This window comes from Peptoniphilus grossensis, assembly GCF_001940285.1.
GTDB classification, from domain to species: domain Bacteria; phylum Bacillota; class Clostridia; order Tissierellales; family Peptoniphilaceae; genus Peptoniphilus_A; species Peptoniphilus_A faecalis.
In genome coordinates this window covers 1,258,493-1,280,305 of record NZ_MJIH01000001.1, presented here as the reverse complement: position 1 = coordinate 1,280,305, position 21,813 = coordinate 1,258,493, and the positions used below count along the sequence as shown (strand labels likewise).

At 31.1% G+C, this 21,813-nt stretch carries 22 protein-coding genes and 2 other annotated features; of the genes, 6 read left to right on the top strand and 16 right to left on the bottom strand.

All coding sequences use genetic code 11. The features are described 5' to 3' along the window. Window positions 1-25: 25 nt before the first annotated feature. Window positions 26-760 (bottom strand): gamma-glutamyl-gamma-aminobutyrate hydrolase family protein, encoded by a 735-nt coding sequence (locus tag BIV18_RS06175; protein ID WP_075659777.1) that lies wholly within the window; start codon window positions 758-760, stop codon window positions 26-28. A gap of 129 nt (window positions 761-889) precedes the next feature. Between BIV18_RS06175 and BIV18_RS06170 the strand changes: the two genes are divergently transcribed. Continuing rightward, window positions 890-2,197 (top strand): MATE family efflux transporter, encoded by a 1,308-nt coding sequence (locus BIV18_RS06170; RefSeq protein WP_075659776.1) that lies wholly within the window; start codon window positions 890-892, stop codon window positions 2,195-2,197. A gap of 66 nt (window positions 2,198-2,263) precedes the next feature. Here the strand turns inward: BIV18_RS06170 and BIV18_RS06165 are convergent, their stop codons facing one another. From BIV18_RS06165 to selD, 5 genes are read right to left on the bottom strand one after another with little or no spacing between them, the layout of a single operon-like run. Further along, window positions 2,264-3,142: a DegV family protein gene (locus tag BIV18_RS06165; protein WP_075659775.1), complete on the bottom strand. Its 879-nt coding sequence runs from the start codon at window positions 3,140-3,142 to the stop codon at window positions 2,264-2,266. A 9-nt stretch (window positions 3,143-3,151) separates the two neighbouring features. Continuing rightward, window positions 3,152-4,294, bottom strand: coding sequence for an aminotransferase class V-fold PLP-dependent enzyme (locus BIV18_RS06160; RefSeq protein WP_075659774.1), 1,143 nt, complete (start codon window positions 4,292-4,294; stop codon window positions 3,152-3,154). After that, complete coding sequence (locus tag BIV18_RS06155; RefSeq protein ID WP_075659773.1) at window positions 4,291-4,551, bottom strand: putative Se/S carrier protein; 261 nt, start codon at window positions 4,549-4,551, stop codon at window positions 4,291-4,293. Before BIV18_RS06155 ends, BIV18_RS06160 begins: the two co-directional genes overlap by 4 nt. Further along, window positions 4,545-5,120 (bottom strand): sulfurtransferase-like selenium metabolism protein YedF, encoded by a 576-nt coding sequence (gene yedF, locus BIV18_RS06150; protein WP_075659772.1) that lies wholly within the window; start codon window positions 5,118-5,120, stop codon window positions 4,545-4,547. The genes BIV18_RS06155 and yedF overlap by 7 nt, the downstream gene beginning before the upstream one ends. Continuing rightward, window positions 5,121-6,140, bottom strand: coding sequence for a selenide, water dikinase SelD (gene selD / locus BIV18_RS06145; RefSeq protein WP_075659771.1), 1,020 nt, complete (start codon window positions 6,138-6,140; stop codon window positions 5,121-5,123). It lies immediately after the preceding gene. Window positions 6,141-6,259: 119 nt separating this feature from the next. On the opposite strand from selD, the gene BIV18_RS06140 reads away from it, so the two are divergent. Beyond that, window positions 6,260-6,697 (top strand): nucleoside deaminase, encoded by a 438-nt coding sequence (locus BIV18_RS06140; RefSeq protein WP_083635540.1) that lies wholly within the window; start codon window positions 6,260-6,262, stop codon window positions 6,695-6,697. Here the strand turns inward: BIV18_RS06140 and BIV18_RS06135 are convergent. Both BIV18_RS06135 and BIV18_RS06130 read right to left on the bottom strand, forming a co-directional pair. Next, complete coding sequence (locus BIV18_RS06135) at window positions 6,671-7,222, bottom strand: phosphatase PAP2 family protein (RefSeq protein WP_075659769.1); 552 nt, start codon at window positions 7,220-7,222, stop codon at window positions 6,671-6,673. The genes BIV18_RS06140 and BIV18_RS06135 overlap by 27 nt on opposite strands. 41 nt (window positions 7,223-7,263) lie before the next feature. Continuing rightward, a complete protein-coding gene (locus tag BIV18_RS06130; protein ID WP_075659768.1) occupies window positions 7,264-7,503 on the bottom strand; it encodes a CDIF630_02480 family spore surface protein in 240 nt (79 codons plus the stop codon). A 144-nt stretch (window positions 7,504-7,647) separates the two neighbouring features. Between BIV18_RS06130 and BIV18_RS06125 the strand changes: the two genes are divergently transcribed. Both BIV18_RS06125 and BIV18_RS06120 read left to right on the top strand, forming a co-directional pair. After that, complete coding sequence (locus BIV18_RS06125) at window positions 7,648-9,381, top strand: ABC transporter ATP-binding protein (protein WP_075659767.1); 1,734 nt, start codon at window positions 7,648-7,650, stop codon at window positions 9,379-9,381. Then, window positions 9,371-11,215 (top strand): ABC transporter ATP-binding protein, encoded by a 1,845-nt coding sequence (locus tag BIV18_RS06120; protein WP_075659766.1) that lies wholly within the window; start codon window positions 9,371-9,373, stop codon window positions 11,213-11,215. The genes BIV18_RS06125 and BIV18_RS06120 overlap by 11 nt, the downstream gene beginning before the upstream one ends. 169 nt (window positions 11,216-11,384) lie before the next feature. On the opposite strand, the gene BIV18_RS06115 is transcribed toward BIV18_RS06120, so the two are convergent. The 3 genes from BIV18_RS06115 to BIV18_RS06105 are packed head-to-tail and all read right to left on the bottom strand — an operon-like array spanning window position 11,385 to window position 13,708. Further along, on the bottom strand, window positions 11,385-12,107 hold the full coding sequence (locus BIV18_RS06115; protein ID WP_075659765.1) for an amino acid ABC transporter ATP-binding protein: 723 nt from the start codon (window positions 12,105-12,107) through the stop codon (window positions 11,385-11,387). Continuing rightward, window positions 12,094-12,891, bottom strand: a complete 798-nt coding sequence (locus BIV18_RS06110) for an amino acid ABC transporter permease (protein ID WP_075659764.1) — start codon at window positions 12,889-12,891, stop codon at window positions 12,094-12,096. The genes BIV18_RS06115 and BIV18_RS06110 overlap by 14 nt, the downstream gene beginning before the upstream one ends. A 7-nt stretch (window positions 12,892-12,898) precedes the next feature. Further along, window positions 12,899-13,708 carry a transporter substrate-binding domain-containing protein gene (locus tag BIV18_RS06105; protein ID WP_083635539.1) on the bottom strand — a complete coding sequence of 270 codons (810 nt, stop codon included), beginning with the start codon at window positions 13,706-13,708 and terminating at the stop codon, window positions 12,899-12,901. Between the two features lie 38 nt (window positions 13,709-13,746). Continuing rightward, window positions 13,747-13,945 (bottom strand) — a binding site (T-box leader). 179 nt (window positions 13,946-14,124) lie between these two features. Further along, window positions 14,125-14,321 (top strand) — a binding site (T-box leader). Window positions 14,322-14,397: 76 nt separating this feature from the next. On the opposite strand from BIV18_RS06105, the gene BIV18_RS06100 reads away from it, so the two are divergent. Both BIV18_RS06100 and argH read left to right on the top strand, forming a co-directional pair. After that, the gene (locus tag BIV18_RS06100; protein ID WP_075659762.1) at window positions 14,398-15,618 is read left to right on the top strand and encodes an argininosuccinate synthase; all 1,221 of its coding nucleotides are present in this window, start codon (window positions 14,398-14,400) and stop codon (window positions 15,616-15,618) included. 1 nt (window position 15,619) lies between these two features. Then, window positions 15,620-16,996, top strand: a complete 1,377-nt coding sequence (gene argH / locus BIV18_RS06095; RefSeq protein WP_075659761.1) for an argininosuccinate lyase — start codon at window positions 15,620-15,622, stop codon at window positions 16,994-16,996. 129 nt (window positions 16,997-17,125) lie between these two features. Here the strand turns inward: argH and BIV18_RS06090 are convergent, their stop codons facing one another. The 5 genes from BIV18_RS06090 to BIV18_RS06070 all read right to left on the bottom strand — a co-directional run bounded on the left by BIV18_RS06090 (window position 17,126) and on the right by BIV18_RS06070 (window position 21,810). Continuing rightward, window positions 17,126-17,986 carry an isocitrate lyase/PEP mutase family protein gene (locus BIV18_RS06090; protein WP_075659760.1) on the bottom strand — a complete coding sequence of 287 codons (861 nt, stop codon included), beginning with the start codon at window positions 17,984-17,986 and terminating at the stop codon, window positions 17,126-17,128. A 35-nt stretch (window positions 17,987-18,021) separates the two neighbouring features. After that, window positions 18,022-18,954, bottom strand: a complete 933-nt coding sequence (locus BIV18_RS06085; protein ID WP_075659759.1) for a hydroxymethylglutaryl-CoA lyase — start codon at window positions 18,952-18,954, stop codon at window positions 18,022-18,024. Next, a complete protein-coding gene (locus tag BIV18_RS06080) occupies window positions 18,954-19,778 on the bottom strand; it encodes a sugar phosphate isomerase/epimerase family protein (protein WP_075659758.1) in 825 nt (274 codons plus the stop codon). Before BIV18_RS06080 ends, BIV18_RS06085 begins: the two co-directional genes overlap by 1 nt. Window positions 19,779-19,877: 99 nt before the next feature. Beyond that, window positions 19,878-20,747, bottom strand: a complete 870-nt coding sequence (gene aroE / locus BIV18_RS06075; RefSeq protein WP_075659757.1) for a shikimate dehydrogenase — start codon at window positions 20,745-20,747, stop codon at window positions 19,878-19,880. A gap of 16 nt (window positions 20,748-20,763) precedes the next feature. Next, complete coding sequence (locus tag BIV18_RS06070; RefSeq protein ID WP_178385777.1) at window positions 20,764-21,810, bottom strand: TRAP transporter substrate-binding protein; 1,047 nt, start codon at window positions 21,808-21,810, stop codon at window positions 20,764-20,766. Between the last annotated feature and the right edge of the window lie 3 nt (window positions 21,811-21,813).

Sequence of the window (21,813 nt, the reverse complement as noted above, 5' to 3'; positions counted from 1 at the left end):
TCTAAACAAGGGCTTCTTTTGGCTTTTATTTGCAGGTTTCAATGAATTTTTCAAAGATTTTATTCATACCTTTATCATCATACATCATTTCAGGATGCCATTGTACTGCTAAGGCAAACTTTTTGTCATCAAGATATACTGCTTCCACAAGTCCTTCTTCTGAAAGTGCCGCTTTTTTTAAATCTTTGCCAAGTTCATTTATGCCTTGATGGTGGTAGGAATTTGTCCAAATTTCGTCCCTTTCAAAAATTTCATAAAGTGGAGAGTCCTTTATAATCTTTATTGAATGTGATGGTTCATTTCTAAGTGAATTGCTCATCGAATGTGCAGGAAAACCTGCTGACGGCAAGTCTTGATAAATAGTTCCTCCTAAAGTGATATTTAAAATTTGAAGACCTCTACATATTCCAAGAAAGGGTATGTCCTTTTCAAGTGCATATTGTGTCATAAAAATTTCTTCATGATCTCTAAGGTTGTCAAATTTTCCAGCTTTTCCACTGTTCCTTTCGTTATAAATCCTTGGGTTTACATCGTGACCACCAGATAAAAGCAATCCGTCAATTTTGTCTAGTACAATTCTCATATCTTCCAAACTCTTTATATTTGGTATTAATATTGGCACGCCGCCATTTCTCTCGATAGCTCTAATATAATCGGCTGCAATAAGTTGCCAATCTTGACCTTCCACCCCAATTTGTCCAACATCATTTTGGGAAATATCTCTAAGTGAGTTCACAGAAATTCCTATAATTGGTTTCATAATCTTCCTCCCATAATTTTATATCTTTATTATATCAAAGAGATGAGAAAATTGGTAATATATATGACTTTTTTGTTTTATTGATTCAAAATTTATGCTGATATATAATTAAATAAATAGAGGTGTTTTATGAACTTAAAAAGACAGTTTTTTAAATTTGTAATCCCATCAATTATTGCCATGTGGGTCTTTTCAATTTACACAATTGTCGATGGCTTTTTTGTAGCAAATTTTGCTGGTGAATTAGAATTATCTGCTGTAACAATAGTAATTCCATATGTGAACTTTCTCTTTGCCATTGCAATTATAACGGGAGTCGGATCTCAAACAATAATTGGTATTGAACTTGGCAAGGGAAATAGAGATGAAGCAAATAAAGTCTTTACTTTTATAATTGTTTTTATACTTGCCTTTGCAGTTCTTCTTGCTGCTTTTGCACTAATTTTTATGGATAAAATCCTTTTATTTTTGGGTGCTGACTCTAATTTATTTCCTCTGTCACACCAATATTTATCTATAATCGTATTTTTCTCTCCCTTTTATATAATTTCTTATGCCTTTGAAGTTTTGGTAAAGGTAGATGGATATCCTAGAACTGCTATATTCGGTGCAATTTCCGCTTGCGTTACAAATATTGTTTTAGATTATATTTTAATCGACAAATTTCAAATGGGAGTAAAAGGTGCTGCCTTTGCTACTGGTATTGCTCAATTTCTATCTTGCCTCATATTTTTTATTCACTTTAGATCTACAAAGGGCTATCTTCGCTTTATAAAAATAAAAATGAGCTCTAGAGAAATTTTTGATTATTTAAAAACCACAGCATCCTATGGCTTTGGCGAATTTATATCAGAACTAAACACAGCAACCTTCGTCTTTATTTTCAATCTATTTATAATTAAATACATCTCACCAGAATTTTTATCTGCCTACGCAGTTATAAATTATATGTCGCTTTTTGCAAACTCAACTTTCCAGGGAGTCTGTCATGGTACTCTTCCTCTTCTATCCTATTACCATGGATCACAGGAAAGGGAAAAAAGCTTGAAAATTATTAAAATGAGTTTTGTTTTTATATCTATAATTGCAATTACAATGTATGCAATATCCTATTTTGGTTCAGAAAAATTATTTAATATGTTTTTAGAAAACAAGACCATGATTTCATCTTCCATTAGACCGATGAGGCTTTATGCTTTGATGTTTTTATTATCAGGAAGTAATTTGTTCATAGCATCACTTTCTTCAGCAATTGGAAATCCAAAATATTCAATATTAATAAATCTTGTTAGAGGATCTATTTCTCTATTTATCTCTATTTATCTATGTGTAAAACTTTTTGGAACAAGATATTTATTCCTTGGAGCCTTTGTATCTGAATTTATAGTATTTTTAATCTCCCTTTATTCATTAAAGAAGATAACTAAAAAACCTTAACCTCAAAAAATCGAATTTAAACAAAAAAGAAGTCATAGTTTTGACTTCCCCTTTAGATTTATTATTTTAATCTAAGTACTTTTTAAATTCCTCTGGAATATTTTCTGTTAAGTAACCTAGACCACATATGTCTGGACCAACGTGAGCTGCAATTACATGGCCTATCTCTAGGCATAAAAATTTTTCATAACCTTTATCTTTTAATCTATCAATTAAAGGATTTAAAATTTCTCTATCATCTGCATAAACTGGAAAGATTCTGTCGCTTCCATCTGATGTGGATTTTTCAGAAATAATTTCTACCATTCTTTTATAGGATTTGTTTTTCCCACGAACTACATCGGAAACATAAAGTTTTCCCTCTTTATCGACCTCTAGTATTGGAAGAATATTTAGGACATTTGAAATTCTTGCCTTTGCCCTTGAAACTCTTCCCCCTTCGTAAAGATATTTTAAATCGAAAACTGTAAAAACATGTTTTGTGTTTGCAATTAAGAATTCTATAAGCCTTGAAATCTCTTCGAAACTTGCACCATTTTTTGCGGCGAGTCCTGCAAAATATGTTATTTGACCAAATCCAACTGATGCTGCAAGAGAGTCATAGACTTCTATTTTTACATTATATTTTTCTTCAACTTCTTTTTTTGCCATGTAAGCATTTTGAAAAGTTCCGCTAAGTCCAGACGAAAGCGTCATGCAAATAATGTCAAGTCCCTCACTTGCAAGTTCTTCGAATTTTTTTAAGTACTCATAATAAGTAATTTGACTTGTCTTAAAAAATTTTCCCTCTCTCATTTCTCGGTAAATTTCTTTATTGGTTATTTCTTCTGGCAAATCTTCACCATTTTCGTCTGTACTTTTTATTTTTAAAACATCTACACTCAGTTTCTCCAGCGTAAATTTATCTAAATCGCATGAAGAGTCGGATATTATTTTAAAAGTCATTTTTTCCTCCTAGCTAGTTTCTGCTATCAGTTTTATCGTATCTATTGTCTTATTTATTTCGTCATTGTTGTTAAAATAGGAAAGTGATAACCTCACTATGCCCCTTGTCTTTGTTCCGACTTTCTCGTGGAAAAGTGGTGCACAGTGTATTCCTCCCCTAGAGGCAATTTTATTTATTTTATACATTTTCTTACAAATTTCAGATGACGGATATTCTCTGTAGTTAAAGGAAACTATGCTTGAGTCCCTTTCATTTGAAAATAATTTTATCCCTGGAATTTCCCTTATACCATAAAAAAGTCTTTGTCGCAATGAGTGAATTTTTTCTGAAACTCTTTCTATTCCAATCCCGTCAATAAATTTTACTCCTGCACCAAGTGCCAGTATTGAGTGAAAATTAATTGTACCATATTCAAAGACATCGGGCATCTCAACTGAATTAAATCTATGAAAGCTATTTACCCCACTACCGCCAGTGAATACATTTTTAAATTTTTCCCCCGACATATCTATTATCGCTCCAGTCCCCGTCGGCCCAAAAAGAGCTTTGTGTCCTGTTATGCAAAAAATTAGCCTTGGATATTTTCTCTCATTAAATTTTATTTTTGCAGTTCCTGCAACTTGTGCTCCATCAATGATTACTAAAAGATCATGAGCAATGGCAAATTCGTAAATATATTCTAAATCAGTCCTAACTCCACTTACATTAGACTCGGCAGTTATAACTATTGCCCTAGTATTGTCTTTTAAATAATTTTCAAGTTCCTCTAATTTTAAGTTATAATTTTCATCAATGTCTATAAAGGAAAGCTCCACACCTCTATCTTCAAGTTGGTATAGCGGTCTTAGGACCGAATTATGCTCCGTTACACTTGTAATTATGTGGTCTCCCTTTTTAAAAATCGAATTTAAAACTAAGTTTAGTGAAGTAGTAATATTTGCCGTGAAGGCAACATTTAGTGGGTCTTCTACTCCAAAAAATTCTGCTATGATTTCTCTTACATCGTAAACTGCTTCACTGGAATTTATCGCCTCTTGGTAAAATCCACGAGATGGATTGGAGTATTTTTGGCTTGCAATAGCTTCATATAAAGCCTTTGAAACCACATCTGGTTTTATAAGAGTAGTAGATGAATTGTCTAAATAAATCATTTTTCACCAATCTTTATAATTTTCCTTCCAGAATCTTCTTTGAATTTATATATTCCCCTTGAATAAATATTTTTTTCTTTTAAAAAATCCTTGGCAATTTCTAATTCGCCCTCCAGCTTTACAGAAAATCCACAACCCCTTGAAAGTTCTTCAGGAATAGGAATTACCCTCGCCTTTAATTTGTTTTTACGAAGGATCCTCTCCGCCTTAATTGATTTATTTGAAGAATCAAAGGTCAAGATATAGTATTCTAGCATGGCTTTACAACTCTATATTTTGTCATTATTTCACAAATTCTATACATATTTGTTATCTCGCCAATTTTTAATTTATCTTTTAATTTATAATTTTCAAGGCAAAGTCCACATGATAAAATTTCTGTGCCTTTTTCCTCTAGTTTTTTTAAATCTTCTACAATTTTTTCATTTATTGTAGTTAGATGAACTCCATAATTGTAGCACAAAATATATTTTGGATGACTGTCTTCTTCTGAAAGGGCGTAAGTGAAAGATTCCATTAGCTTCTTCGAAAATTCTTCTTCGCCAATGCCAAGTTTGTCTGAAGAAAAAATCACTACATACTCGTCGTCAATATCTTCAAATTTTTTAACATCTCCTATTTTTTTAAGATGTACTTCATAATCATTTTTAGAATTTTCAATTACAGTTGATTTATACCCCAATTGGTCTGCCATTTTTCTCAAATTTTCTGTTGCAATCTCGTTGTCAACTTTTACTAATAATTTCTCTGTATTATTTTCGCTAATTGCCCTTTTTGCCATGATGACGGGCTTTGGACAAGCGTATCCCCTTGCATCAATTTCCATTTATATCACCTTAAATTTTTTATTTCCCCTTGGAATTACACGACCAACAAAAAAGGCAGGTATTCCCCTTTTTTTCATTTCATCTAAAATTTTATCTGCTTCTTCTTTTTTTGCTGAAAATAAAAGACCTCCCGAAGTTTGTGGATCAAAGAGAACTTCTTCTAGTGCAAAATCATCAAAAGTAAAATCAACTTCATCTTCTAGTGCCCTTCTATTTCTCTGCCCTCCTGCAGTAAATAAAAATTCACTAGCAGCTTCATAACTTCCTGGCAAAAAACTTATTTTATCCGCATAAATTTCCACAGAATTTTCAGTACATTCGTCTAAATGACCTATTAAACCAAATCCCGTTACATCTGTAACAGAGGAAACTTCATATTTTTTTAAAATTTCTGCTGCATCTTTATTTAATGTAGTCATTTTTTTAATTGCTTCTATGTAATTGTTTTCTGATGTCATGCCTACGGAATAGGCACTCATAATAAGACTCACTCCAAGTGGTTTTGTCAAAATAAAATAATCTCCCACTTTTGCACCATTGTTTTTCCAAATTTCTCTATTTTTAACAATTCCCGTCACACATTGACCAAACTTTATTTTACTATCGTGAATGGAATGCCCACCAGTTATGGAAACCTCTGCTTTCCTACATACATCACTTGCACCTCGGAGAATCTCCCTCAAAATTTCGAGATTCTCTCCCTCGGGAAAGCAAACTATATTTAGTGCAAATTTTGGCTCTCCACCCATTGCATAAATATCAGAAATCGCATTTGTTGCAGCAATTCTTCCAAAGTCATAGGGACTTTTTACCATTGTAGAAAAAAAATCTAAACTCTCAACAAGTGAGATGTCCTCGTTTATTTTGTAAACACAAGCATCATCTCTTTTATCAAAACCCACAGTTATTTCTTCTCTTTTATAGGGATTTAAATCTTTTAGAATGCTGGTTAAATCTTTAACGCCAATTTTTTCATTGCATCCGCCACAAACTTCAAGTTCTAAATTTAATTCTGACATTTTATCACCTTTAAATATTATATCACAGAGAGGGTTTTTCATATAAACTTTTATAGAAGCAAAAATCCAACACATTAAAAAAATTTATTTGATATAATAATTTTATGGAAATTAAGTATATGAAAAAGGCAATCCATTACGCAAAGAAATCACTTTTATCAGATGATGTGCCCATTGGATGTGTCATAGTAAAAAACAATAAAATAATTGGATATGGATACAATAAAAAAGAGAAACTTCACTCTCCCATTGCTCACGCAGAAATTATGGCGATAAATATGGCATCTAAAAATTTAAATTCCTATCATCTAGAAGGTTCAGACATTTATGTAACTTTAGAACCTTGTCTAATGTGTGTTGGTGCAATTTTAAATTCTAGAATTAGAAATTTATATTTTGGTGCTAGAAACAAAAGATTTGGTGCAGTTGTTTCTCATCAGAAAATAGAAAAACTCATAACTAATCACAATATTAGTTATGAGTTTGGTATTTGCGAAAAAGAATGTGCAAATCTAATTACCAAATTTTTCTTAGAGCTTAGGAAGAGGTCTAAATAAAAATATAGCATTACTTTGCAAAAATTCTAATATATATTTATCATAATTATTTTTTGTTAAAAGAGCAATTATTATTCCGAGTATTGCCCCGATTATTACATCACTGGGATAATGCACAAAATGATAAATTCTTGATAGTGAAATTAATGTTGCAACAACTAGAAAAAATATCCCCATTCCTTTAAAGTAAAAATAAATAGTTAGTGCAGCAGCAAAGGATGAAGATGCATGCCCCGATGGAAAAGAAAAGTCTGTTGGATTCTTTATCAAAAGTTCAACCTTTGAAATCCAAGAAGGCCTTTTCCTTTTCAAAATATTCTTTAAAAATAAATTGCACACTATTCCGTTAAAAATTAGTGCTAGAGCTATGTTTATGCTCTCAATTCGAAAGCCGAGATAAAAGAGAATAAATGTTGTAAATAGCCAAATAGCACCACCTGTCCCGAGATGTGTAATTGCAATCATGTATCTATTTAATGTCTCAGTCCTTATGTTAAGAAGCCAATCTAAAAATTTCTTGTCCATTTTCACCTCTTATGAAAAAAGGCCCATCACTAGGCCATATTTTACATTCTATTTTCTTTGTCAACCCATTCTTTAGCTTCTTCAACTTCTGCATCTGTTGGGATTTTAATTCCCGTTTCATGATCTTTTCCTTTAGTTTTAGCGTATATATCAGAATCTGGTCTATCTTCTGATTTTATTTCCCTTTGTTGATCAATGTTTGCTTTCATTTCTTTCTTTTTTGAATCAGAAAGAGTCTTAGAGTTTTCAATTAAATCTTTTTCTTTTTTATTGTCTACCATAATATCCCTCCATATATATATTATTACAAATGCGGTTTAAATACAATTCCTTTAAATAAGGTATATAATATTTTTATTAAAGTGTTTTATTAAATTATTTTGGGTATATATATATTATAATTAAATAGATTTAGGAAGTGTTATATGTTAAAAATTATTTTTAATAATTTAGGCGAGTACAAAAAGTATGCAGTACTCTCGCCTTTTTTTGTTTTGTTAGAAGTTTTAACGAATACATCTATTCCCTTTTACATGACAAAAATTATTGATCAAGGCATACTAAAAAATTCAAGTGAAAATATAATTCATTTTGGCATTATATTATTTATATGTGCAGCAATTTCTCTTGCAACAGGCATAATTTCAGGTTATCTTGCCACAAAGGCATCAAGTGGCCTTGCAAAAAATATGCGTTACTCCATGTTTGAGAATATTACAAATTTTTCCTTTGAAAACATGGACAAATTCAAGAGAGGAACTCTCATCACTAGGATGACTACCGATGTACAAATGGTACAAATGGCATTCCAAATGACTACTAGAATGGCGATAAGATCTCCACTTACAATGTTCTTTTGTTTTATCATGAGTTTTAAACTCTCCAAAGAACTTGCTCCAACCTTTATAATTATAATTCCACTAATTGCAATTGGAATGGGAATTATAATCAAGGGAGCCTATCCAATTTTTGAAAGAGTTTTTGAAATAACAGACAAATTAAACACAGATGTGTCAGAAAACTTGTCTGCAATTAGAGTTGTTAAATCCTTTGTAAAAGAAGATAAGGAAATAAAAAAGTTTAATAATGTTTCTGACGATCTTCAAAATAATTACATTAAGGCAGAAAAACTTCTCGCCTTTACAAATCCACTTATGAATTTTTCCACATACCTTATGACGATTTTAATTGCATGGCTTGGTAGTCACTTCATTGTGGCTGGAAACATGAGCACCGGTGCACTAACAGGTCTTGTGACTTATGCAATTCAAATTCAAATTTCGCTCATGACGCTTTCAATGATTATCGTACAAATCACTATAGCGAGAAATTCCATTGTACGTATAAACGAAGTAATTGCTACAAAACCATCTATATTTAGTCCTGAAAATGCTGTAAGTGAAGTGAAAAATGGAGAAATTGTTTTTGATGATGTCTATTTTTCTTATTCAGGTGACCTAAAAAAATCAGTTTTAGAAAATATAAATTTAAAGATAAACTCTGGGGACTATGTTGGAATAATTGGTCCAACAGGCTCTGGTAAATCTACTCTCATAAGTCTAATAGCAAGACTTTTTGACACTACAAGTGGAGAAGTATATGTTGGTGGAAAAAATGTTAGAGATTATGATCTTGTAGCTCTTAGAGATCAAGTTTCTGTCGTTTTACAAAAAAACCAACTATTTACTGGCACACTTCGTGAAAATTTAAAATGGGCTAATGAAAATTTATCTGACGAAGAGTTAAAAGAGGCACTTTATATTGCGTCATGCGACGACTTTATAGACCCAGAAAAAGATCTCGACATGGTTGTACAAAGAGGTGGCACTAACTTTTCTGGTGGACAAAAACAGAGAATTTCTATTGCAAGGTCTATTTTAAAAAACCCGAAAATTTTAATTATGGATGACTCAACTTCAGCCCTAGACAATAATACCGAAGAAAAAATAATTAATTCTCTAAACAATTTAAGACCCGATATGACAAAAATTTTGATTTCACAAAAAATTAAATCACTAAAAAATACTGATTATACCATCGTCATGGATTCTGGTGAAATAGAGAACATTGGAACACACGAAAATTTAATCAAAAACAGTAAAATTTATAAAGAAATTAATGAAACTCAAGAAAGCGACGGTGATTTTGATGCGCAATAATAAAACAAAAATTACATCTCTAGAAAATAAAACTGCAGCAAAAAAATTATTTTCCTTTATCTTTAAGAGGCATAAATATAAACTCCTTGCAGTTTCTTTATTTGTAATAATTTCATCCTTTGCCACGATTTCCGTCTCACTTTTCATGAGATTTTTAATCGACGACTATGTACTTCCACTTTTAAATACTGACGTTCCCGATTTTTCAAATCTCTTGGCATTGCTAATTAAAATGTCTTTATTCTTAGCAATAGGTGTACTTGCATCCTTTGCATATTCAAGGCTAATGGTTTACATTTCCGAAAACACTCTCGGAGACATTAGAAAGATGATGTTCAAAAAGATGCAGTCTTTTCCAGTATCTTACTTCGACAGCAAAAGTCACGGCGACATTATGAGTTACTACACAAATGACGTAAGAGCACTTGGAGATATGATTTCCCAATCTTTTCCTTCCTTTGTATCCTCACTTATGACAATAACAATGGTTTTAATCGCCATGTTTTCTCAATCTATATTGTTGTCTCTTATAATAATCCTTACAGTTGGACTTATGATTTTTGTCATGAATGTAATTGGTGGAAAATCCTCCCATTATTTTATGAGTCAACAAAATTCTCTCGCAAAAACCAATGGATACATCGAAGAAATGACTGACGGACTAAAAGTCATAAAAGTTTTTAATCACGAAGAAGCTGCAAAAAAAGACTTCAAAATTATAAACGATGAACTTATGGAAAACACCATGATCGCAAATAGATTAGGACTTTTCCTTTTTCCAATGATCTTTGGAATAGGGAACTTTCAATACATTTTATTTGCAGTAATTGGCGGACTAATGGCAGTACATGGCGGCTTTGGTATTACTGTTGGCGTAGTTGCATCTTTCTTGCAGCTATCAAGAACTATTACTGGACCCATGAGTCAAATAGGTGGCAATATAAATTCCGTTGTGCTTGCAATTGCAGGTGCAAGAAGAATTTTTGACTTCTTAGAAGTCAGTCCAGAAGACTATTCTGGTGACGTAGAAAAAGTTGTACGTGAAGTTAATGGAAAAGAAAAATATTTTTGGCATGACCTTGTAACAGATGAATACAGAGAACTTTTGGGCAATATTAGATTTAATGACGTATCTTTCTCCTATGACGGCAAGAATAAAATTCTTAAAAATCTAAATCTCTATGCAAAACCAGGGCAAAAAGTTGCCTTCGTTGGTGCAACTGGAGCGGGAAAAACCACTATCACAAACTTAATAAATAGATTTTATGACATTGACAGTGGTGAAATTACCTTCGATGGCTTCGATATAAAGAGAATAAAAAAGAAAGATCTTCGCTCATCACTTGGTATGGTCCTTCAAGATACGCATCTATTTACCGGAACAATTGCAGAAAATATAAATTATTCTGTAGATGAAGTTGACATGGAAAAGACTATTGCAGCTGCCAAGAGAACTAACGCTCATAATTTTATAAAAAATCTAAAGGATGGTTACGACACAATTATCACTGGAGCAGGCAGCGAATTATCTGAAGGTCAAATGCAACTATTATCCATAGCCCGAGCAGAAATTTTTAATCCACCAGTTATGATTCTCGATGAAGCAACATCCTCCATAGATTCTCATACAGAAAAAATTGTACAAAGTGGAATGGACGAAATTATGAGAGGTAGAACAACTTTTGTAATCGCCCACAGACTTTCAACTATTATGAATTCCAATGTAATAATAGTTTTACAAAATGGAGAAATTGTAGAAAGAGGAGACCATAAAGATTTACTTGAACAAAAAGGAATTTATTACAACCTCTACACAGGTGGCTTCGACGAATAAACCTATTCATAGACATAAAGGGATTCTTGAATTTTGAACTGACCTAAAATTAGAATTTAAGACTAATATGTAATAAAATTTAAGACATTATCCTTTTTTAAAAAATATTATAGCTATAAATATATGTACAAAAAAATTCCTTAGAGTTAATTTTCTAAGGAATTTTTAATTACAATACAGCTTGTAAAAATTTTTTCGTATTTTCATTTTTTGTTTCATAAAAAATATAGTTTGGATCACCTATATCTTCTACGATACCATTTTTCATAAATACAATATTATCAGAAATTTCTCTAGCAAATCCCATTTCATGAGTTACTATTATCATAGTAAGACCTTTTTTCGCAAGAAATTTTATTACATTTAAAACTTCTTTTACCATTTCTGGATCGAGGGCTGATGTGGGTTCATCAAATAAAAGTACTTCTGGTTTATTTGCAAGAGCTCTTGCTATGGCAACTCTTTGCTTTTGACCTCCAGATAAAGAGTTTGGATAGGAGTACACTTTATCTTCTAAACCCATGCTCTTTAAAAGAGCAATTGCATTTTCCTTTGCAGACTTTTCATCTTCACCTTTAACTTTTATAGGTGCAAGAGTAATGTTTTCAATTACTGATTTATTGGGAAATAAATTAAAGTTTTGAAAAACCATTCCAATTTTTAATCTTATTTTTTCTAAATTTGGATTTTCACCAGTTATTTCATATCCATCAAGAAAGATTTTTCCGTCATCACATTTTTCTAAAAGATTAATTGTGCGAAGGAGCGTTGATTTTCCTGATCCACTTGCTCCAATTATTGTTGTTACAGTTGAATCTTCAATATCTAAGTTTATTCCCTTTAAAACTTCTTTATCTCCAAAGGATTTATATAAATTTTTAATTTTTATCATATTTCCCCTCCACAAGTTTTAATAATCTAGTAAGAGTAAAAGTAATTGTAAAATAAAGCATTGAACCAATTATAAGCGGTTCTAAAGATTTATAAGATGATCCTCTGACTAAATTTACATTGTACATAATATCTGTAACGCCTATGGTAGATATAATTGAGGTTTCTTTTATTACTGCGATAAATTCGTTGGCAAGAGCTGGAAGTATATTTTTTGTAGCTTGTGGAAGTATGACCTCTTCCATTGCTAAAGATTTTTTCATCCCAAGAGATATTGACGCTTCCATTTGTCCTTTGTCAATTGCGTTTATGCCAGATCTAATAATTTCAGATACATATGCCGCAGAGTTTAAGCTCACCGCAATGACTCCTGTTACATAGGCAAAGGATGAAATTGAAATTCCAAAATTTTTAAAATTTATAATACTTGCCAGTCCAAAGAATACAAAAAATACTTGAGTAAGCATAGGAGTTCCCCTCACTATTTCAATGTATATATTTGCAAAGATGTTTAGACTTTTTATTTCTGAAGATTTCATCAAATATAGAAATAATCCAAATATAGAACCTAAAATTACAGAGATAAAAGAAAGTGAAATAGTAGTTAAAAGTCCCTTTATATAATATGAACTGTACTTTTCAAAAATTTCTACTGTCGTGTTAAAAAAATTTATAATTAATTTGCCAAATACAAAGATAAAAATTACAAAAGCAAAAATTACCAAGTAATTAATTATTTTATTTTTTGAAAATTTTTTATTTTCTAGTTTATATATATTTTCCATGAAACACCTACTTCGTTGAAAGTTCTAATGCATCTTCATAATATTTTTCAAGTTTACCTTCCTTTTCTAATCTATCTAATGTTTTGTTAACTATTTCTAAAAGTTCATCGTCACCTTTTTTAAGACCAACAGCTGTTCCACTAGTTTCAGCCTCAAAATAAAAACTATTTTCCATCTTTAAATTTTTATTGGAAAGTTCATAATTATCTCCAACACTCTTTTCAACTATTATTCCATCTATCAATCCTTGATTTAGTTGTGCAATTAAATCTGGCGTCTTTGGTAGTGAAACAATATTTTTAATCTTTAAGTTTTTTGCAATTTCCTCTTGAATTGTTGCTGTTTGAACTCCAATAGTTAAATCTATAACACTTTTTTCATCTTTATATTTTCCCAAATCCTTAGAATTTACTAATAAATAATTTTTTGGATCGTAATATACCTTTGAAAATAAAATTGATTTTTCTCTTTCAGGAGTTTTTGAAATCCCAGAAAGGGCGAGATCGATTACGCCTGAGTCCAGACTTGCAAGCACAGATGAAAATTCCATATCTGAAATTTCAAGTTTTACTCCAAGATCCTTTGCAATTTCTTCTGCAATAAACACGTCAAAACCAACAATCTTATCTTTTCCATCAATGTTTTTGTGAAATTCAAAAGGCGGATAGTTTGCATTACATCCCATTACAATTTTCCCAGATTTTTTAATGTCCTTTACTCTCATGTCAGAATTGCCATTAGACTTATTTAAAAACAATGCCACTAATAATATAAGGGCAGCTAAAACTATTACTGATAAACTTATTATTTTTTTCATTTTCTTCCTCCATTTTAAAATAAAAAAATCGCCTCCATGAAAGAGGCGAAGTCCGCGGTACCACTCTAATTATCTTTTAGATATCTCAAAACTTTAAGGCAGTTAACCTCTGTAAATACTAATTTCTTTACAGAATCTCTGTGGTTCTATTATATTCTTTCCCTTTACAAGCTTTCACCTGACCTTGCTCTCTAAAAAAGTTATAGGAATACTTTTTGTCCACTTCATTGATTTCTCAATACTTTACTATGCTAAATTTAATTTGTCAAGCTTTTTTTAAATTAATTCAAATAAAAAATTTTTTCATTGCTTTGTTTTTTTGCATTTAATAGATAAAACATTTTGCAACAAAAAATATTAAAAAATATTTAAAAAATTCTTGACAAATAGAATTTATCTTGTTAGTATATCAAACAATAAAAGTTTTGAAGAGCGAGTAAAATTATCCAAGACTTTAAGAGAGTTTTCGTTTGGTGAGAGAAAATAGGGAGGGTAATTTGAATAGGAGCTTGGAACTTGCATCTCGATATTTAGATTTGCACGGTTATGCGTTATAGTTTTTGAGGTATAGAAATATACAAATTTGGGTGGTACCACGATTTTCGTCCCTTTCTAGGGGCGATTTTTTTATACTTTTTTTGAGTCTCAATTGTAAGATATTGCAAAGTTTTAAAATTTGGAGGAAAAAAATGAAAAATAATAATTATAAAAAAGTTGCCCTAGCATATTCAGGTGGTCTTGATACATCTATAATAATTCCATGGCTAAAGGAAAATTACAAATGCGAAGTTATAGCAGTTGTTGGAAATGTTGGACAAAAAAGTGAGATAGAAGGTCTTGAAGAAAAGGCCATAAAAACAGGAGCTTCAAAAATTTATATAGTAGATCTTGTAGATGAATATGTTAAGGACTTTGTATTTCCAACTTTAAAAATGGGTGCAAAGTACGAAAAAAACTATCTTCTTGGAACTGCAACAGCAAGACCTCTAATAGCAAAAGCACTTGTTGAAATTGCAAAAAAGGAAAATTGCGATGCTATTTGTCATGGATGTACTGGTAAGGGAAATGATCAAATTCGTTTTGAAATGGGAATAAAACATTTTGCACCAGAAATGCCCATAATTGCACCTTGGAGAATTTGGGATATAAAATCTCGTGATGAAGAAATTGATTATGCCGAAGAACACAATATTCCACTTAAAATTTCAAGGGAAACGAATTATTCTAAAGATTTAAATATAATGCATCTATCTCACGAGGGTCTTAACCTTGAAAATCCAGAAAATTATCCAGATTATGACAAAATTTTAGAGCTTTCTGTATCGCCAATGAGGGCAAGGGATGAAGTTTTTGATTTAGAAATTGAATTTCATAGTGGAGAAGCCACTGCAGTAAATGGAGAAAAAATGACTCCTGCAAATCTTTTAAAATATTTAAATAAAATTGGCGGCGAAAATGGCATTGGTATTGATGATATAGTTGAAAATCGTCTTGTAGGAATGAAAAGTCGTGGAGTTTATGAAAATCCAGGCGGAGCAATATTATATAAGGCACTTGAAATTTTGGAATCTATAACCTTAGATAAAGATTCTGCACATCTTAAAAATTATTTATCTATTAAATTCGCCGATCTTGTATACGATGGAAAATGGTATTCAAATTCTTTAAAGGGACTACTCGCCTTTAGTGACGAAGTGTCAAAAAATGTAACTGGCAAGGTTAAACTAAAACTTTATAAGGGAAATATAATTCCCGCAGGAGTAAGCTCTAAATATTCACTCTATAATGAAGATTTAGCTTCCTTTGGAGATGGTGCAGAAAACTTATATTCTCACGAAGATGCCAGTGGATTTATTAATTTATATTCACTATCTACGGTAGTTGATGCAAAGATAAATAAAGGAGTTTAATATGTATTTATGGGGCAGTCACTTAGATGGACTTGAAGATTTTACACATGAATTCAATAAATCCATTGATTTTGATAAAATTTTATTTGAAGAAGATATAATAGGTTCTCTTGCTCATGTAAAAATGCTCAGTGCGGTTGGAATAATAACGAAAAATGAAGAAAAAATTATTTCTTGTGAACTTCAAAATATTTTAGATGAAATAAAAGAAAGAAAACTTGAAATTAATTTAAAGGAAGAAGATATTCATTCCTTTGTGGAAAATGAACTAACAAAAAGAGTGGGTGTTGTAGGAAAAAAACTTCACACAGCTAGGTCAAGAAATGATCAATGCGCCCTAGATTTAAGATTATATTCTAAAAAATCATTAGAAAAAATTAAAATAAAGTTATTAGAACTAATTGAAACAATTATTGATTTAGCTGAAAAAAATATATACACAATAATGCCAGGTTTTACTCATATGCAGCACGCTCAAGTGACAACTTTTGCTCACTATATTTTAAGCTACGCACAAATGCTCTGCAGAGATCTTAATAGATTAAAAGATACTTTTAATAGATTAGATGAAAATCCCCTTGGAAGTTGTGCTCTTGTTACAACAAGTTTTAACATCGATAGATTTATGACTTCAAAATTATTGGGATTTAAAAAACCTACAGAAAACTCCATGGATTCTGTTTCTGATAGAGATTATATACTTGAAATTTTATTTAACAATTCAGTAATTATGACTCATCTTTCAAGACTTTGTGAAGAGCTAATTTATTTTTCCAGCAGTGAATATAATTTTGTTAAGTTTTCTGATAAGTTTTCTACTGGATCAAGTATCATGCCTCAAAAGAAAAACCCTGACATGGCTGAATTAATAAGGGGCAAGAGTGGTAGATGTTATGGAGATTTGTTTACACTTTTTACAATTTTAAAAGGTACACCTCTTTCTTATAATAAGGATTTTCAAGAAGACAAGGAACCACTTTTCGATTCAGTGAAAACAGTTTTTAATTCTTTAAAAATTATGAAGGGGATTTTAGATACAATTTATATCAATAAGGAAAAGATGAGAAGTTCTGCTGAAAAGGGCTTTTTAAATGCAACAGATTTAGCCGACTATTTAGTATTAAAGGGCATTGCTTTCCGTGAAGCTTATAGTGTAGTCGGTCAAATTGTTAATTATTCAATAGAAAAAAACTTAAAACTTGAAGATATAAGTTTAAAAAAATATAAGGAATTTCACAAAATTTTTGAAAATGATCTCTATGATTTTATAAATATAGAAAAATCTTTAGAAAATCGCAATGTCTATGGTGGTCCTGCAAAAGATGCCGTAAATATTCAAATAAACAATTTAAAAAATTTTATAAATGATATAAAATAAGGTCAAAAAATAAGTAAACTGACCCTTTCAAGTTAGAATTAAAATCTATCTTGATAAGGTCAGTTTTTTAATGACAAAATTTAAAGTGAAATTTAAAATATATTATCAGATTATGTTTTAATCTTTATGTCAATCTAAATTAAACATATATTTTTTATCCATTTCATTATATTTATCAATATTTACTGTATCTAAATACTCTTCAAATGAAATCATTTTTTCGTAAAATGCTTCATCAGTTCCATTCTTTTTAATTTCATTTAATATTGCAATTTGAGCTGATACACTTGACATCAATTGTGCAAATGGGAATGTAATAATTTTATATCCCATTTCACCACAATCCTTTGCTGTTACTCCCTTTGTTGTCTCTTTTCCATATGTGAATCCTAAATGAATTGGTGCTTTCAAATGCTTAGGGTAATCTTCTAATTCCTTTCTTGAATGAGGCATTGGTTTAACCATATCGGCTCCCGCTTCTGCATATATGTTTAATCTTTCAACAGCCTCTTCAAAGGGTGCATCAGTTCTTGCAACTATCACAAAGTTGGGATCTTTTCTTGCGTCAACAGCTGCTTTTATTTTACTTACCATCTCCTCTACTGGAATCAATTTAGTTCCCTTTATATAAGGACAATTTGGAGGTAAAACTTGATCTTCTATAAAAAGTCCTGCTACTCCAGCATTTTCAAATTCTGTTATGGTTCTACTTGTATTAATTGCATTACCATATCCGCCTTCAGCATCTGCCATCATTGGAATATCAATAGCACTTGACATATTTCTACACATTCTCAGCATTTCTGTAAATGTTAAAAGCCCATTATCAGGTACGCCTAACATTGTGCCATGCATTCCAAACCCAGTTGTTGCAACTAAGTCAAATCCGCTATACTCAATTAATCTTGCAGATAAAGCATCAAATGCACATGGAGCTATTACAGCATCTTTCCCATTGATTAAATCTCTCAATCTTTTAGTTTTTATCATTCTTAACACCTTTTTCTTTCATATTTCACTAAAAGTTATTTCCCTTTCTTCGGAAGCTCTAATTTTAAATCATCTGATTTTCCAGCCCTTAATACGTAGCTTCCAACATCATGATTTACACTTTGTCTTATTTTTTGTCCAATTTCAATTACTGCATCAATATCTATTCCTGTCTTAATCTTCATTTGGTTAAACATATTTAAAACATCTTCTGTTGATACATTACCTGCTGCGCCGGGAACAAAAGGACATCCTCCTAACCCTGCAAAAGATGTGTCAAACTTTTTAACTCCTTCTTCTAAACCAGCTAATATGTTTGCAATTCCCAACCCTCTAGTATTATGAAAGTGCAATATCCAACTGACATCCTTATATTTGCTTTTTACATGTCTAACGATTTCTTTTACTTGTAAAGGATTTGCTAGACCTGAAGCATCTGAAAGTGATAGTTCGTTTATGTCATTTTTTAAATATGCCTCAATAATAGTTTCTATATCTTTCATTGGAATTTCATCTTCCCAAGGAGAACCAAAGGGCATAGATATTGATCCTGAAACTTCAATATTATTTTCTCTAGCAAGTTTTACACAATCTTTAAAACCATTTACACTTTCTTCTGGAGTCATATTTAAATTAGCAATATTATGAGCATAGCTTGCAGAAACATTTAATTTAACTTTTTTGCATCCACAATCAATTGCTCTTTCAACACCTTTTAAGTTAGCTATTAAAGCTCTATACTCTACACCTGGTTTTAAGTTTGCTTTTTTAAATACCTCATCTGTGTCTGCCATTTGAGGTACAGCTTTTGGACTCATAAAAGAACCTACTTCTATTATCTTAAAGCCTGCATCTGTTAATTTGTTTAAAATTTCAACTTTTTCATCTGTTGAAAGAAAAGACTTTTCATTTTGTAGACCATCTCTTAATCCAACTTCACAAAGTATTACATCTCTTTCTTTTTCCATTATTCCCTCCCTTTTACAAATTTATCGCAATATGCTTTTGCTTTATCTAAGCAATTTTGAGCATGTCCTTTTAAGCCATATTCTTTTATATATGCACTATTTGGCAATTCAATTGAGTAAGGAACTATTGGCATACTATTTAATATAGAAGCAATGTCTATTCCACCATCGCCAACATAATCCCTGGCTTCTCTCATTATCCTAATCATTTCTTCTTTTTCTTTAGGAATTTCTTTACTCGCATCACATAGATGTGCAAAATGGAACCATTCTTTAGGAATTTTAGCTATATCTTCTGTATTATCTCCTGCTCTATGAATGTGATGCATGTCTAACATTATACCAGCATTATCTCTGTTAACATCATTTAACAATTCTACTGTTTGTTTCAAGTTGTTAACTCCTGCTATTGGCACATATTCTACATCAACTGTTAGTCCATTGCTTTTTGCTAAATCACAAAGTTTCGCAAATTCTTCTGTGTAAAAATCTTTGTTATCAGTCCATATAGATGACAAAATATGCTTTCCGCCAAGTTCTCTACAGGTTTCCATAGCAGGTTCATAATCTTTTATATTTACACCATCAAATATTCTTGCTAATTCTATATCTAAAACTTTGAGCCCCGTGTTTTTTAAAATTCCCTTTAGTTCCTGCATTAATTTTTTATCTTTTCTTAAATCATAAATTTTTTCGCCTTTAACACCCATATAAATTTGTCTTAAACTAACATAATCATAACCACATTCTGCTGCAATTTTTGCAATTTCAACAGGTGAAGTTTCTAAAACAGTGAGTTGTGCTAGCGAATATTCAAAAGTCATACTATATCCTCCTTATAAAAATATGCCTAAATACATAGAGGCACTATATCTAGTGCCAACTATATTAATTGTCATCTCTTTTTATTAATCAAATTTTGATTATTCTAATCCCAATTCTTTTTTTACATAATCGATTGGCATATCTTTACCTGTCCAAATTTTAAATGCTAATGCTCCTTGCCAAAGCATCATATTGATACCATTGCACGTCTCACAACCTGCCTCTTTTGCAAGCTTCATGAACTTGGTTTCTTTTGGTTCATAAACGATGTCGTATACATAGGTATTAGGATTTGTGATTATGTCACATGAAGATATTGAACAAGCATCAGTATTTCCCTTCATACCTAATGGAGTTGCATTTACAAATAAATCAGCATTTTTTAGTTCTTCTTTTAATTCATCTTCATTATTTGAAAGTAATTTAACATTGCACTTTGGAATTCTTGATTTTATAGTATTTATAACTTCATCAGCTACTTCTTTATTTATTTCTTTTATTACAAGTTCTCCCACTCCAGAATATGCACTTTGTATAGCAATTGCTCTTCCTGCTCCTCCAACGCCTATTAGAACCATTTTCTTGCCTTTGTATTGAATTCCTTTTTTTTCAAGAGATTCTATAAAACCTAATCCATCCGTGTTATAACCCTTTATCTTTTTAGTTTTATCATCAATTGATATTGTATTTACTGACCCTATTATTTCAGCAGCCTCATCAATTTCATCTAGATATTTTAGTACTTCTTGCTTGTTTGGATAAGTTACATTTGCTCCAACTGCATCAAATGTTTTTAAAGCTTTTAAAGCCATTTCTAAATCTTTATTTTCAGTTTCTAGGCATAAATAAACCAAATCTTCTTTCAAAAATTCAAAGGCTGAATTATGCATATGTGGAGATCTACTATGCTTAATTGGCTTTCCTAAAAGCCCAACAAGTCTAGTAGTTCCTTGTATTCTATTGGTCATATTCTATTCTCCTTATTTAATTTATATTTAATTCTTTTTCCGCCTTATCAATTTCACTTCTTAAAGTATTGACAAGATCTTTTCCTATTTGTTCTTCTAGTGATTTCCATACTGGTTCACTTGCAGCTCTCATATCATTAAATAATTTTTCATTAAAAGGTATTATTTTCGTTCCGCTGTCTTCAATAATTTTAACTCTACTTTCATTTCTTTCATCTGTCATTTTTCTAGCATATACTTTTGCTTCATCTGCTGCTTCATAAATGATTTTTTGAAGTTCTTCAGGTAATTCATTTATTATAGAAGGTGAACCAATTAAACATAATGTATGAAGAATGTGGTTAGTTAGTATAATGTCATCTTGTTGTTCATATACTTTACTTGCAACAATTGTCTCTATCGGGTTTTCCTGTGCATCAATAGAGCCTTGTTGTAATCCTATATAAACTTCAGACCAAGCCATTGGAGTTGGGTTTGCCCCTACTAGTTTCCAAAATGCAATATGATTTGGGTTTTCCATAGTTCTTATTTTTATACCTTTCAAATCACTCATTTTTTCAACTTTTTTATTTGAAGACATTACCCTGAAATCTTGATCTGCATAACCTAATAGAATGAGTTTTTTATTAGCATAATATTCCTTTAGTTTTTCTGTTAACTCGCCGTCAAGCACCTTCCTTGCAACATCTAGATTTTTAAATGCCATTGGAGCATCAAATATTGCTGCTTCAGGAACAAAGGAAACCTGTGGAGCTGTAGTTTGAACAACAAATGCTATATTTCCATTTTGAACAGCTTCTGTTATTTCACCATCTCCGCCTAGTTGTGAATTTGGAAATCTATTAATTTTCATTCTTCCCTTAGATTTTTCTTCTAGTAAATCAGCAAATTTATTCATAAAAATACCCGTTACAGTATCTTCTTGCGAATCTATTGCTATGGATAATTCATATACATCTTTTTCTTTTGCTTCTCCCCTTCTCTCTTCAGTACTTAAACAGCCTGTAAGTGTTAAAGGAATAAACATTAGTAAAAATGCAATACATATAATCTTATTTTTCATTTT